The 14,414-nt window shown below is 30.9% G+C and carries 13 protein-coding genes; 8 read left to right on the forward strand and 5 right to left on the reverse strand.

What is annotated here, in order from left to right:
* Positions 1–10: 10 nt before the first annotated feature.
* The 3 genes from BDW25_RS00880 (at position 11) to BDW25_RS00890 (ending at position 2,808) form a co-directional block, all read left to right on the forward strand.
* Positions 11–1,288 (forward strand): dihydrolipoamide acetyltransferase family protein, encoded by a 1,278-nt coding sequence (locus BDW25_RS00880; RefSeq protein WP_049418397.1) that lies wholly within the window; start codon positions 11–13, stop codon positions 1,286–1,288.
* Between the two features lie 92 nt (positions 1,289–1,380).
* On the forward strand, positions 1,381–1,818 hold the full coding sequence (gene brxB, locus BDW25_RS00885) for a bacilliredoxin BrxB (protein ID WP_017176260.1): 438 nt from the start codon (positions 1,381–1,383) through the stop codon (positions 1,816–1,818).
* A 12-nt stretch (positions 1,819–1,830) separates the two neighbouring features.
* Complete coding sequence (locus BDW25_RS00890; protein WP_133944659.1) at positions 1,831–2,808, forward strand: aromatic acid exporter family protein; 978 nt, start codon at positions 1,831–1,833, stop codon at positions 2,806–2,808.
* 151 nt (positions 2,809–2,959) lie between these two features.
* On the opposite strand, the gene prli42 is transcribed toward BDW25_RS00890, so the two are convergent.
* Complete coding sequence (gene prli42 / locus BDW25_RS10835) at positions 2,960–3,055, reverse strand: stressosome-associated protein Prli42 (protein ID WP_017176262.1); 96 nt, start codon at positions 3,053–3,055, stop codon at positions 2,960–2,962.
* A 167-nt stretch (positions 3,056–3,222) separates the two neighbouring features.
* Between prli42 and BDW25_RS00895 the strand changes: the two genes are divergently transcribed.
* The 3 genes from BDW25_RS00895 (at position 3,223) to BDW25_RS00905 (ending at position 7,839) form a co-directional block, all read left to right on the forward strand.
* The gene (locus BDW25_RS00895; RefSeq protein WP_133944661.1) at positions 3,223–4,347 is read left to right on the forward strand and encodes a M20/M25/M40 family metallo-hydrolase; all 1,125 of its coding nucleotides are present in this window, start codon (positions 3,223–3,225) and stop codon (positions 4,345–4,347) included.
* 77 nt (positions 4,348–4,424) lie between these two features.
* The gene (gndA, locus tag BDW25_RS00900) at positions 4,425–5,831 is read left to right on the forward strand and encodes an NADP-dependent phosphogluconate dehydrogenase (protein ID WP_107632306.1); all 1,407 of its coding nucleotides are present in this window, start codon (positions 4,425–4,427) and stop codon (positions 5,829–5,831) included.
* Positions 5,832–6,192: 361 nt separating this feature from the next.
* Complete coding sequence (locus BDW25_RS00905; protein WP_133944663.1) at positions 6,193–7,839, forward strand: glycoside hydrolase family 13 protein; 1,647 nt, start codon at positions 6,193–6,195, stop codon at positions 7,837–7,839.
* Positions 7,840–7,892: 53 nt separating this feature from the next.
* Here the strand turns inward: BDW25_RS00905 and BDW25_RS00910 are convergent, their stop codons facing one another.
* On the reverse strand, positions 7,893–8,759 hold the full coding sequence (locus BDW25_RS00910) for an AraC family transcriptional regulator (protein ID WP_002449782.1): 867 nt from the start codon (positions 8,757–8,759) through the stop codon (positions 7,893–7,895).
* A 211-nt stretch (positions 8,760–8,970) separates the two neighbouring features.
* Positions 8,971–10,455: a glucose-6-phosphate dehydrogenase gene (zwf, locus tag BDW25_RS00915; protein WP_002449753.1), complete on the reverse strand. Its 1,485-nt coding sequence runs from the start codon at positions 10,453–10,455 to the stop codon at positions 8,971–8,973.
* 245 nt (positions 10,456–10,700) lie between these two features.
* Here zwf and rnz point away from each other — a divergent pair, with 245 nt between their 5' ends.
* Positions 10,701–11,621 carry a ribonuclease Z gene (gene rnz / locus BDW25_RS00920; RefSeq protein WP_133944665.1) on the forward strand — a complete coding sequence of 307 codons (921 nt, stop codon included), beginning with the start codon at positions 10,701–10,703 and terminating at the stop codon, positions 11,619–11,621.
* 88 nt (positions 11,622–11,709) lie between these two features.
* On the opposite strand, the gene proC is transcribed toward rnz, so the two are convergent.
* A complete protein-coding gene (gene proC, locus BDW25_RS00925) occupies positions 11,710–12,525 on the reverse strand; it encodes a pyrroline-5-carboxylate reductase (RefSeq protein WP_002449763.1) in 816 nt (271 codons plus the stop codon).
* Between the two features lie 104 nt (positions 12,526–12,629).
* On the opposite strand from proC, the gene BDW25_RS00930 reads away from it, so the two are divergent.
* Positions 12,630–13,388 (forward strand): SDR family NAD(P)-dependent oxidoreductase, encoded by a 759-nt coding sequence (locus BDW25_RS00930; RefSeq protein ID WP_002449837.1) that lies wholly within the window; start codon positions 12,630–12,632, stop codon positions 13,386–13,388.
* Positions 13,389–13,479: 91 nt separating this feature from the next.
* Here BDW25_RS00930 and BDW25_RS00935 read toward each other — a convergent pair whose 3' ends face one another.
* Positions 13,480–14,388, reverse strand: coding sequence for an aldo/keto reductase (locus tag BDW25_RS00935; protein ID WP_002449875.1), 909 nt, complete (start codon positions 14,386–14,388; stop codon positions 13,480–13,482).
* Positions 14,389–14,414: the final 26 nt, after the last annotated feature.

Here is a 14,414-nt window from a genome sequence, read left to right on the forward strand (position 1 = left end):
AGGTAACATAATGGATGTTAAAATGCCAAAATTAGGAGAAAGTGTCCATGAAGGTACAATCGAACAATGGTTAGTTTCTGAAGGGGATCATGTAGATGAATATGAACCACTATGTGAAGTAGTTACAGATAAAGTAACAGCAGAAGTTCCTTCAACTATTTCTGGTACAATTACAGAGTTAATTGCTACTGAAGGTGAAACGATTGAAATCAATCAAATCATTTGTAAAATTCAACCCGATGATACATCTTTAAATTCTAATCAAGACGATACTAATGAAACACCTAGTCAAACACAAAGTAATTCTGTAAAGAGTCAGTCTAAGCCTTCTAACACAAATCAATCATCTACGAATTCGATCAATAATGGAAGATTTTCTCCAGTCGTATTTAAGATAGCTTCAGAAAACGATATTGATTTATCACAAGTACCTGGCACAGGATTTGAGGGTAGAGTAACTAAAAAAGATATTGAAACTTATATTCAAGAAAATAACCAGCAAGACTTAAAAGAAACACCTACCACTCAGATAACCAATCATTCCGAAACGAGTTCAAGAAATAATAACGCTTCATCAAATGAACCATTAGACGATTATACAGTACCAGTTAAAGGCGTGCGAAAAGCAATTGCCCAAAATATGGTTACCAGTGCCACTGAAATTCCACATGGCTGGATGATGATAGAAGTCGATGCTACAAACCTTGTGAAAACTAGAAATCATTATAAGACTGTGTTTAAAAAACAAGAAGGATATAATTTAACATTCTTTGCTTTCTTTGTAAAAGCTGTAGCAGAAGCTTTGAAATCTAATCCATTACTTAACAGCAGTTGGGATGGTAATGAAATTATAATTCATAAAGACATCAATATTTCGATAGCTGTAGCTGATGAAGACAAATTATATGTTCCTGTAATTAAAAATGCAGATGAAAAATCAATTAAAGGTATTGCTAGAGAAATCAATCAACTAGCACAAAAAGCTCGAAATCAACAACTGACTCAAGAAGACATGACTGGTGGTACTTTTACAGTTAATAATACTGGGACATTTGGTTCTGTATCTTCAATGGGTATTATTAATCATCCTCAAGCAGCAATCTTACAAGTAGAATCAATTGTTAAAAAACCTGTTGTCATCGACGATATGATAGCTATAAGAAATATGGTTAATTTATGTATTTCAATTGATCATCGTATTTTAGATGGTGTTCAAACTGGACGATTTATGTCGCAAGTAAAAAATCGAATTGAAAGCTATTCAATTGAAACAACAAATATTTATTAAAAGTTTGTTATATTACAACCAACCTATTTGAACTATATGTTGGAAATTAGTAAAATGACAATAAATAATAATTGACTGAAAGGTGATTCTAAATGGATTTAAATTTTGATTTATATATGAATGGTGTTGTAGAACAAGCTAGAAATGAAATTGAATCTGCTGGTTATGAACAATTAACTACTTCAGATGAAGTTGATAAAGTATTTAAACAAGATGGTACTACACTAGTAATGATAAATTCAGTTTGTGGATGTGCAGGAGGTATAGCGCGTCCAGCCGCAAGTCACGCACTTCACTATGATAAGTTACCTAATAGATTAGTTACTGTATTTGCTGGTCAAGATAAAGAAGCCACTCAGCAAGCAAGAGACTATTTTGAAGGATACGCACCTTCAAGTCCTTCATTTGCACTTATGAAAGATGGTAAGATTACTGAAATGATAGAACGCCATCAAATAGAAGGTCATGACGTAATGGATGTTATCAATCAACTTCAAAAGTTATTTGATAAGTATTGTGAAGAAAGATAAGAGGAACAATACATGCTAACTTTAAATCCTTATAGAATTGGATTTAGAACACTTAAAACAGCTGTAGGAATTACATTAGGCGTTATTCTAGCTAAATGGATAGGACTTGATAACTATGCTTCAAGTGCTATCCTCATTGTTCTATGTATTAAACATACTAAAGTTCACTCACTACAAGCAATTGGTTCTCGATTCGTTTCGTGTTTATTAATGTTATTTTTTGGTTCATTTATTTTTAATTTACTTGGTCAAAATGCAGTCGTTTTAGGATTAATTGTTTTATTATTTATTCCACTTACAGTGATGTTGAATGTTCAAGAAGGTGTAGTGACAAGTTGTGTCATTTTACTTCACGTATTTAATGCCAAAGTTATTGGTCTTCATTTAATTATTAATGAAATTTTACTTCTTATAATTGGTTTAGGAATAGCATTTTTAATGAATTTAATTATGCCTAGTCTAGATAATACATTAGATAATTTTAAGAAGGAAATTGAAAATGAAATTAAAGCAATATTTAAACAATATAGTGAAGCATGTTTAAATATTAATAAACAATTGTCAATTTCTTTTGATACATTAGAAAACAATATTCGTAAAGCTAAATCTATTGCGTTTAGAGACGTTAAAAATCACTTTGTGCGAAATGAAAACTCATATTATCACTATTTTGATATGAGAGAAGAACAACTAGAAATACTACGCAGAATCCAAACATTAATTCATAATACTTCATCTAATGATCCTTTGTTAGAGACTGTTGCCCATTTAATGGCTGAAATTGGAGATAATGTTAATAGTAATGATTATACTGTGTTAAGACTACATTCATTATATGAGATACGTTTAAAATTAGACGAATTGCCATTGCCAGAATCACATCAATCTTTAAAATCAAGAGCAAGTATGATGCAAATTTTAAATGAATTAGAAGAATATTTAAATATTAAATCTCACTTCGGCTCTTTAAAATTACATAGTGAAATATAACATCTAAAAATAATTTCTAATCAAAGTAAAAAGACAAACTTCCTTTAAATACAAAAAGTTTGTCTTTTTTATTTGCATAAATTTAAGAAATAATAATAAAAACTATCGTCAAATTTGGTTTTTTGTCGATAGTTTCTATTCTAAGTAATTTTTAATGCATGAGGGGAACAAGACTTGTAAGTAACAGTGCAGCTACAACTGCAATTAACATGATAATGATAATAATTTTTAGCACTTTATTATTCAATGTAAACGCTCCTTGAAACCTTTAAATAATTTAATTATTCGTTATATTAATAACTTATAATATATAAAATAACCTTAAATGATTTCGATAAAAATGGCAATCAATTTATTTACTCTAATTCTCAAAGTCAGTTAAAATATTAACTATATAAGAAAGGGGTTTTCATAATGATTAATAGTCGCCGTTTACTTAATACTTTTTTAGAGTTAGTGCAAATTAATTCTGAAACTGGGAATGAAGAAACGATACAACCCATTCTAAAAAAGAAATTTATAGATTTAGGATTAAATGTTGTAGAAGATAATGCGTCTAAAAGAGAATGGTTAGGTGCAAATAATTTAATTTGTACCTTACCAAGTAGTGAAGGAAAAGAACATGTTTCTAAAATCTATTTTACTAGCCATATGGATACAGTTGTTCCAGGTATTAACGTTAAACCAATCCTTAAAGAAGATGGCTATGTATATTCAGACGGCACAACTGTATTAGGGGCAGATGATAAAGCAGGTATAGCTGCTTTGTTAGAAATGATTCAAACTATAAATGAACAAGAATTACCTCATGGACAAATTCAATTTATTATCACTGTAGGAGAAGAAGCAGGTTTAAAAGGTGCTAAAGAATTAGATCAAAACTTAATAGATGCAGAGTTCGGCTATGCTGTCGATGCCAGCCAAGCGGTTGGAACAACAGTGGTGGGTGCCCCAACTCAAATGATTATTAATACAACTATTTATGGGAAAACAGCACATGCTAGTAAACCCAACCAAGGTATAAGTGCAATTCATATTGCAGCTAAGGCGATCAATAAAATGCATTTAGGTCAGATTGATCAAGATACCACAGCTAATATTGGTAAATTTTATGGCGGTTCTGCTACAAATATTGTTGCAGATAAAGTCATTTTAGAGGGAGAAGCTCGTTCGCATAATGATAAAAGTTTAGAATATCAAGTCAACCATATGAAAAAGACTTTCGAAACGACAGCAAAAGAATTAGGCGGTAAAGCAAACGTTGAAATTTCTAAGAGCTATCCTGGTTTTAGAAGAAACGATTCTGAGACTGTAACTCAATATGCTATAAAGAGTGCGAAAACTTTAGGCCTTTCAGGTAAAACTGTTATTGCTGGCGGAGATTCAGATGGAAGTATTATTAACACATATCATATTCCAACTGTCATATTAGGTGTAGGATATGAACACATTCATACTACTTCTGAACGTATTTCTGTAGCTGCTTTAAATCAACTTACGAATCAATTGATTAAAATTGTTGAATTAGTAGCGAAATAATATTTTACTTTAGTGAAGTCATTTATATTTTTGTGATACAATACTAATGAAATTATTGAATAAGAGAGGTAAGTAATATGACTCAACAAATAGGTGTAGTAGGTTTAGCTGTTATGGGTAAAAACCTTGCATGGAATATCGAATCACGTGGTTATAGCGTATCTGTTTATAACCGTTCTAGTGATAAAACAGATTTAATGATTAAGGAATCAGAAGGTAAACAAATTCATCCAACGTATTCTTTAGAAGATTTTGTAAACTCTTTAGAAAAACCACGCAAAATATTATTAATGGTTAAAGCTGGTCCTGCTACAGATGCAACAATAGATAGCTTATTGCCTTTATTAGATGACGATGACATTTTAATTGATGGCGGTAATACAAACTATCAAGATACAATTCGTCGTAACAAAGCACTTGCTGAAAGTGGTATCAACTTTATTGGAATGGGTGTTTCTGGTGGTGAAATCGGTGCGTTAACTGGTCCATCTTTAATGCCTGGTGGTCAACAAGAAGCTTACAACAAAGTAAGTGATATTTTAGATGCCATTGCTGCTAAAGCAAAAGATGGTGCTGCATGTGTAGAATATATTGGACCAAATGGTGCAGGACATTATGTAAAAATGGTTCATAATGGTATTGAATATGCTGATATGCAATTAATTGCTGAAAGTTATGCAATGATGAAAGAATTATTAGGTATGTCTCATGAAGAAATTTCTAAAACTTTTAAAGAATGGAATGCTGGAGAATTAGAAAGTTATTTAATTGAAATAACAGGCGATATTTTCACTAAATTAGATGAAAATAATGAGCCTCTTGTAGAAAAAATTCTTGATACTGCTGGTCAAAAAGGAACTGGTAAATGGACATCAATTAATGCATTAGAATTAGGTATACCATTAACAATCATTACTGAATCTGTATTTGCACGTTTCATTTCTTCAATTAAAGAAGAACGTGTGAAGGCATCGAAAGTATTAAGTGGTCCTAAATCAAACTTTGATGGAAATAGAGAAGAATTCTTAGAAAAAATCCGTAAAGCGTTATATATGAGTAAAATTTGTTCATACGCCCAAGGTTTCGCCCAAATGCGTAAAGCGAGCAATGAAAACGAATGGAACCTTAAATTAGGTGATTTAGCAATGATTTGGCGTGAAGGTTGTATTATTCGTGCCCAATTCTTACAAAAAATTAAAGACGCATATGACAATAATTCAGGTCTTCAAAACTTATTATTAGACCCTTATTTCAAAGGTATTGTTACTGAATATCAAGATGCACTTAGAGAAGTAGTTGCTACTGGTGTTAAAAATGGTGTACCAACACCTGGTTTCTCAGCAAGTATCAACTATTATGATAGCTACCGTTCAGAAGATCTACCTGCTAATTTAATTCAAGCACAACGTGATTATTTTGGGGCACATACTTATGAACGTAAAGATAAAGATGGTATTTTCCATACTCAATGGACTGAAGAATAATTATTGCATGATTAAAAATCTGGGACACCATTAAGTGTCTCAGATTTTTTTATTATGATAGGTTTGTATAGATCTCTTAATAAATATAGTTTTGTTATTTTAATTTATATTTAATCGATATATCCCAAGTTGACATTTAGAAACTCGATTAGTACGATAAATATAGGCGTAAACGTTTTCTTAAAAATGGATTATCCATATATAATGCTATTACATATTATTTTATATTTCTATAAATCCAGAAAAATTTAAATTATATATTGAAGACTAACATTGACTATTAAAATAACTAACTCGAATATTATAATTCATTATTTCAAAGTTAATTTATTTACATAATATTTTCAAAGGAGCGGTATAAATGGAAAAAAATTGGTGGAAGGAAGCCGTAGCATATCAAGTGTATCCAAGAAGTTTTAATGATAGCAATAATGATGGTATTGGTGATTTACCAGGGATGGTAGAAAAGTTGGACTATCTGAAAGATTTAGGTATTGATGTCATTTGGCTTAGCCCTATGTATAAATCTCCAAACGACGATAATGGTTATGATATTAGTGATTATCAAGATATTATGGAAGAATTTGGAACAATGGAAGACTTTAATCATTTGTTATCTGAGATTCATAAGCGTGAAATGAAATTAATTTTAGACCTTGTTGTTAACCATACATCTGATGAACACCCATGGTTTATAGAATCTCGTTCTAGTAAAGATAATCCTAAACGAGATTGGTATATTTGGGCAGATCCTAAACCTGACGGTTCTGAACCTAATAATTGGGAGAGTATTTTCAATGGTTCAACATGGGAATATGATGACACAACAAAACAGTATTATTTCCATTTATTTAGTAAAAAGCAACCTGATTTAAATTGGAGTAATCCTGATGTTAGAGAAGCTGTTTTTAAAATGATGAATTGGTGGTTCGAAAAAGGAATTGATGGTTTTAGAGTCGATGCGATCACTCATATCAAAAAAACATTTGAAGCTGGTGATTTACCTGTTCCAAAAGGAAAACAATACGCTCCAGCATTTGATGTTGATATGAATCAACCAGGCATTCAAGATTGGCTTCAAGAAATGAAGGACAAATCACTTAGTCATTATGACATTATGACTGTTGGAGAAGCAAATGGCGTGAATCCAGATAATGCAAAAGAGTGGGTTGGAGAAAAAGAAGGTAAATTTAATATGATTTTCCAATTTGAACATTTAGGTTTATGGAGTACTGGAGACTCTAAATTTGATGTTTTATCTTATAAAAATGTATTAAACCGTTGGCAAAAACAACTAGAGGGTATAGGATGGAATGCACTATTTATCGAAAATCATGATCAACCTAGACGTGTTTCTACTTGGGGAGATGATAAAAAGTATTGGTTTGAATCTGCTACTAGCCATGCAGTGGTATATTTCTTACAACAAGGCACACCTTTTATTTATCAAGGTCAAGAAATTGGTATGACAAACTATCCATTTGAAAGTATTGAAACATTTAACGATGTTGCTGTAAAAACAGAATATCAAATTGTTAAATCTCAAGGTGGAGATGTTAATCAGTTATTAGATAAATATAAAATGGAGAATCGTGATAATTCTAGAACACCTATGCAGTGGACTAATGAAGTAAATGGAGGTTTTACTGAAGGTACGCCATGGTTCCCAGTCAATCCTAACTATAAAACAATAAATGTAGCACAACAATCCGAGGATTCAGATTCCGTTCTTAATTTTTATAAACGTCTAATTAAAATAAAAAAATCTGATGATATATATACTTATGGTGAATTTAATTTAATCGATGATGCGAACGAGAATATTTTTGCTTACACACGTAAACTCAATAATAAGACAGTTCTAGTTGCAGGAAATTTAACAGATCATGTTGCATCATTAAATTTACCATTCGAAGTTGAACCATCTCAAATTAAGCTACACAATTATAAAAATGATTTAGATATCACTAATATGAGACCTTTTGAAGCGTTCGTAGCCGAACTTTAATAGTAAAGCGTTAGATGACATAAGTTTAATAACTTAGTCATCTAACGCTTCTTTTATTCTATATCATAAGTTTCTTGTTTAATAGGTAGCCATAACTGTATTTTAGTGAACGGGTCCTCGAATGAGAGATCAAAAGGATAAATTTCAACATATAAGCTATTTTTTTCATAAGGTAGAGTAAGTTGTAAGCTGGATTCAATATAATACCAAGCTTCATTAACAGTATAATCCACTTGACCTTGCAAATTAAATTTTGCATAGTGTCGCCCTGGCAACAATCGACTTTCTAAGTGAGCTGGATAACGTTCACTAGGTACGCCCACAAATAATTCTACACCTTCATCTAAAGGACATGTAATAACAAATAACTCATATGGACTTATATTATTATATCGTTTTAATTCTTTTATTTTACCATCTAAATATAAATCTTCTAAAAAATCAGGAACTTTGTAAGGGTTAGATAGTTGATTAGCCTCAATATATTTTACATATCCAACTAAAGGTGTGTCTTTAGTTGTTTCTAGTCTGTAAGGGTATGGTGCTCTTTCTGTAGTTGTTAATTTAATATACAAACGTTCATTCATTTTTAGTTCTTCTTTTTTAGTAGAAGCTTGAATAGGAGATATTCCATGAAAATCACTAAAATCATTTGCAAAGTCATTGGAACTTAAATAATTATAGCGTTTTGCTACATCAACCAATCTCGAAGAACTTTGTATCATTTCTTTAGCAGCTTCAGTCATTTTTCGAGAGTGAGCATAACTTTCAGGAGGTTGTCCAACAATCATTTTAAACGATTGATCAAGATGGTAAGGGGAAAGACCAACGTAATCACTTAAATCTTGCAAATTAAAAGGCTCTAATAAATGATCTTCTATATATACAATTGCCTGTTGTATCTGCTTGATAACGTCCAAAACCTTCACTCCAATAAATTTACAATCAATACTAATATTTTACATTATTTTATAAAAATATACATCAATAATATAAAATTAAATTAAATTTTTAAATGACTCTTTCAATATTCAATTTAAAAAGGACAAGACCTTATTTTCAATGAGTGAAAATAATATAATATGTCTTATCCTTTATACATCTATCACATGAAGCTTCTAGTATATCTGTTTATTGAATATCGTCCCACCAATGATTTCCATCTCTGCTTAATAATAAATCACTTTCGATAGGGCCATTTGTCCCTGATTTATAATTAGGGAAGTTTGGATCAATCATGGTCCAATGTTCTTGAATAGCGTCTACAAATTTCCATGTAGATTTAAGTTCTTCCCAATGTGTAAAGTTGGTTGCATCACCTTTAAGACAATCGAATAACAAGTTTTCATATGCATCTACTGTGTTCATTTTATCTTGTGCACTCATAGCATAAGACAGTTGAACAGGCTTTGTTTCGATACCTTGAATACTTTTCTTAGCATTTAAGTGTAATGAAATCCCTTCATTAGGTTGAATATTAATAACTAATAAATTAGAATCTAGTAGTCGATCCGTTTGATAATATAAATTCATAGGAACTTCTTTAAATTCTACAACAACTTGTATACATTTAGACTTCATACGCTTACCAGTACGAATGTAGAATGGTACACCAGCCCAACGGAAGTTATCGATAGTTAATCTTCCAGAAACAAAGGTTGGTGTATTGGAATCAGACGCAACACGATCTTCATCTCTATAAGCGATAACACGTTGGTCATTAATAGTCCCTTCTCCATATTGTCCACGCACAAAGTTTTGATTGACTTCTTCAGGTTTTAATTGTCTTAAAGATTTTAATACTTTCACCTTTTCAGCTCGAATATCTTCACTTTTAAGACTAATAGGTGCTTCCATTGCTAGTAATGCAACCATTTGTAACATATGGTTTTGTACCATATCTTTTAATGCACCGCTCGATTCATAATAACCTCCACGATCCTCAACACCTAGTATTTCTGAAGAAGTGATTTGGATATTAGAGATATACTTATTATTCCAAAGAGGTTCAAACATCGCATTAGCAAATCGTAGAACTTCGATATTTTGCACCATATCTTTACCAAGATAGTGATCAATTCTGTATATTTCTTCTTCTTTAAATGATTGTCGTAATTGATTATTTAATTTTTCAGCAGATTTAAAATCACTACCAAATGGTTTTTCAATTACAAGGCGTTTAAATCCTTTAGTTTCAGTTAAGCCAGAAGCTTTTAAATAATCAGAAATTGGTCCAAAGAATTGAGGCGCCATTGCTAAATAGAATAGGCGATTACCTTCTAATTTAAATGTGTCATCAAGTTCATTAGAGAATGTTAATAATTCATGATAACTTTCTTCTTCATTGACATCATTTTTAAAATAGAAAACATGTTCTATGAATTCATCGAGTCGATCAGTATCTTTGACGTGCGTTTGAATAGATTGTTTAACTTGTTCACGGAAAAAGTCGTTAGTATAATCTCTTCGACCAACGCCAATAATGGCAATATGGTCATCTAAATTATCTTGTTGATATAAATGGAATAAAGAAGGGAATAATTTTCTATGACTCAAATCTCCAGTTGCGCCAAATATAGTAATTAAACAAGGGATATGTTTAGTGTGTGTGTTCAAATTCAAAACCTCAATTCTTTAATTGCTATGATTAATTCATTATAAATTAAAACTGTTTTTCTTGATATGTTTTTGCCTAAAATTGTTGATAATATTTACAACATTAAACTAAATAACATACAATTTATTTTTTATAAGTTACATTATACCCTAAATTCTGATAAATTCATTTATTTTATTTCATATGATAACAAACTTATAGACGTATGATAAAATATATTATTGAAGAAAGAGGAGGCAAATGCATGGAAGTTACATTTTTTGGAACGAGTGCGGGTTTACCTACTAAAGATCGTAATACTCAAGCGATTGCTTTAAATTTAGAACCTTATTCAAATTCAGTATGGTTATTCGATGTAGGAGAGGGGACTCAACATCAAATTTTGCATCACTCAATAAAATTAGGCAAAGTTGATCATATTTTTATTACGCATATGCATGGCGACCACATTTTTGGATTACCTGGATTATTAACAAGTCGTTCATTCCAAGGTGGAGAAGATAAGCCATTGACGTTAATAGGGCCAACAGGTTTACAACAATTTATTGAAACTGCTTTGAAATTATCTGAATCTCATTTAAACTATCCTATTACATATATTGAAATTGATAATAATTTTACATATCATCATCATGGCTTTACAGTTTCATCAAGGTTATTAAATCATGGTATACCTTCATATGGTTATCGAATTGAGGCTCCTACAACACTAGGTACAATTGATGTAACTGCATTAAAGGCAATTGGACTAGAACCGGGTCCTAAATATCAAGAAGTAAAAATGTTTGATACTTTTGAATATAATAATCAAATTTATCTTTCTAAAGACTTTAAAGGTCCAGCCAAACCAGGACCTATTGTTACTATTTTTGGAGATACGAAACCGTGTGACAACGAATATATACTTGCAGAAAATGCGGATATTATGATTCATGAAGCAACATATATTGAAGGTGACAAAATTTTAGCAAATAACTATCATCATAGTCACATTGATGATGTATTTAGGTTAATTCATCAGTCTAATGTGAAGAAAAGTTTTATTACCCACCTAAGTAATCGATATAATTTAGAAGATATAGAAGAGATAAACCGTGCATTAAAAGAAATGAAAGATACACCAAACTTTGAGTTTGTTAAAGACTTCGATACATTCAAATTTTAAATAATATTAGCGTTTTATAATGATACGTAAAAACTCATAAAAAGCTATAACGATATGTATGACTTAATTTTCGTTATAGCTTTTTTTATTACTCATCTTCACTTTTAGAAAGGGCAATACTTCTATGAACTGCCGCGTCTAGACAGGCTTTAAAAATACTCTCAATATCATGTCGATCAAGTTCATTTAATCCAGCTTGTGTTGTACCACCTTTAGAGGTAATATTTTTTCTAAGTTGTTCCATACTTAAATCCGATCGTTCAATCATCTTACTTGTTCCAATAATGAGATTCTTAATGGATTCTTCAACTTGTTTCTTTTCAAGACCTAATGATGTTCCTGCTTTAACATATTGTTCAAATACGTGATATAAAAAAGCTGGTCCGCTTCCTGTAATAGCCGTCACTTGATGTAAATATTCTTCGTCAACTTCAATAACTGAGCCAAAAGCACTAATTAATTCTGTTACTTCATCTTTAGAATGAGGATCGAAATTACCAGAAAAACTAATACCTGTCACTGAATGACCTACCTGTGCATTTGTATTAGGCATAATTCTAGCAACAGGATTATTCGTTTCTAACTTTTCTCGGATATAATTTATCGATAAACCAGCCATAATAGATATAAAACGATGGTCTGATTGTATATGTGATTTAATACGTGATGCGACCGTTTCAAAATCATGAGGTTTAGTACCTAAAAAAACATAATCTGCATCTTTTAATAAAAATGCATCATCGTAACTGTATTTTACTCCTAATTCTTTCGCAAATAATTTTAAAGTATTCTCATTTGATTTATTTGTTAAATAAATATCGTTATGATTTAATATTTTAGAATCAATAATTCCTTTAAAAATGGCTTGTGCCATGTTACCAGCGCCATAAAATACTAACTTCATAAAATAGCACCATCCTTACCCTTAATTGATAAAACTATAGTAACATATTCATTATAATTATTATCAAAAATTAACTATACTTGTTAGATAGGAGAGACTCATCAGTGATTGTAGGTAAACATTTCATCGTAACTGGAGGAACTAGTGGCTTAGGTTTAGAAATAACGAAAAAATTATTAAAAAAAGGTGCATATATTACCCTCATTGTTCGTAGTACGGAGAAATTCGAAAATATTAATTTTAATCCGTACAAACATCGTGTTTCAATGATTAAATGTAATTTACAAGATACTTCACAAATAGATACTATTTCTAAATCCCTTTGTTATCCGATTGACGGAATTATTTATAGTGCAGGTTTAGGCTTTTTTAAATCAATACAATCTCATTCGTTAGAAGAAACCTTGGAGACTTATGATGTGAATGTGCTTGGTTTTATTACATTATTTAAAACTGTTAAACCATATTTAACAATGAATGCTTCTATAGTGGCTATTTCAAGTCAGGCAGCATTTGTAACGCAAGCGAACGCTGCATTTTATGGCTCATCTAAAGCTGCTTTAAATGGCGTATTAAATGCTCTAAGAATTGAGGAGCAAGGCTTTCATGTTATGACTGTTAATCCAGGTCCGATTAATACACCATTTCACAAAAAAGCAGATCCATCATTGAAGTACGCTAATAAATATGCATCACTAATGATAGATCCTAAAATACTCGCAGAAGATATCGTTAAAGGTATCATCACTCGTAAAGTAGAAATTAACAAGCCGCTATGGATGAATCCACTATTAAAACTTTACCAATTAGCTCCTAGAAAAATTGAAAAATATTTTACTTCATTGTTTAAAAATAAAATATAATTTAACCTAAAAAAATGATGAAGCATTCATCATAGATACTTCATCACTTGTACTTTACATCAACGATTGTTTATAAGAATTTATTAATTAATTACTCAAGATGCTGAGTATATTCTAAATCTTTCACGCGGTGACGTGCAGATTTAATTTGATCCAAACTTACTGTTTTATTAAAATTAGTAATATTATCTTTTAATTGTGAAACAGAACTTGCACCAACAATAATAGATCCTAATGCATCATGGGATTTTAAATATTCGAATGATAAAGCACTTAAATTACTTTCAACTTCCTTAACAGAAGCAATCGTTTCTCCTAATTCATGATAATTATAGTCAAAAATACCATCTGAGAATTTCTGATCAAGTACATTAACACTATTTGAAGTAAGTAACCCTTTAAACACGGGACCACGTGCTAAAACTTTTACGCCATGAGAATGAATGTGATTCAAAAGACGTTCTGGACGATTATCAATAAGATTAAATTGAGACATAATCGTTTCTATTTGACTGTGTTTTAAATAATACTCAATCACGTTAGGTCTAATAGAAGAAATTCCATAAGCTTTGATTACACCTTCTTTTTTCAGTTCATCGAATGCACTAATCGTCTCATCTAGGGGATCATCAATTGTACCACCGTGAAGTTGATAAAGATCTAACTGTTCTAAGCCTAAACGTTTTAAAGAACTTTTAACACTTTCTTTAATATATTTTTTTGAAGGATCCCAAGTAGTACTACCATCATTAAGCGGTCTATTTCCTACTTTTGTTCCTATAACAATATCATCTCTATTTTGATATTTCTTTAAAGACTTTCCAACAATGTCTTCATTGACACCTCTATCATAAATATCTGCGGTATCAAAATATGTGATACCATTTTCAATTGCACACTCAATGATTTCCTCTGCGTGATGGTATTCTGTGCCTAAACTCATACACCCTAAACCTAGTTCCGAAATTTCAATGCCACTTTTTAATATATTTTTTTGCATGAACAATCTCCTTCCGATACACTTTA

It is taken from the genome of Staphylococcus sp. AtDRG32, assembly GCF_004365845.1.
Classification (GTDB): Bacteria; Bacillota; Bacilli; order Staphylococcales; family Staphylococcaceae; genus Staphylococcus; species Staphylococcus hominis.

Bases quoted from the DNA above. Each gene is read 5' to 3' on its own strand.
- BDW25_RS00895 (WP_133944661.1), top strand. From the start codon at position 3,223: ATGATTAATAGTCGCCGTTTACTTAATACTTTTTTAGAGTTAGTGCAA.
- BDW25_RS00880 (WP_049418397.1), top strand. From the start codon at position 11: ATGGATGTTAAAATGCCAAAATTAGGAGAAAGTGTCCATGAAGGTACA.
- BDW25_RS00890 (WP_133944659.1), top strand. From the start codon at position 1,831: ATGCTAACTTTAAATCCTTATAGAATTGGATTTAGAACACTTAAAACA.
- BDW25_RS00935 (WP_002449875.1), bottom strand. From the start codon at position 14,388: ATGCAAAAAAATATATTAAAAAGTGGCATTGAAATTTCGGAACTAGGT.
- BDW25_RS00905 (WP_133944663.1), top strand. From the start codon at position 6,193: ATGGAAAAAAATTGGTGGAAGGAAGCCGTAGCATATCAAGTGTATCCA.
- gndA (WP_107632306.1), top strand. From the start codon at position 4,425: ATGACTCAACAAATAGGTGTAGTAGGTTTAGCTGTTATGGGTAAAAAC.
- brxB (WP_017176260.1), top strand. From the start codon at position 1,381: ATGGATTTAAATTTTGATTTATATATGAATGGTGTTGTAGAACAAGCT.
- proC (WP_002449763.1), bottom strand. From the start codon at position 12,525: ATGAAGTTAGTATTTTATGGCGCTGGTAACATGGCACAAGCCATTTTT.
- rnz (WP_133944665.1), top strand. From the start codon at position 10,701: ATGGAAGTTACATTTTTTGGAACGAGTGCGGGTTTACCTACTAAAGAT.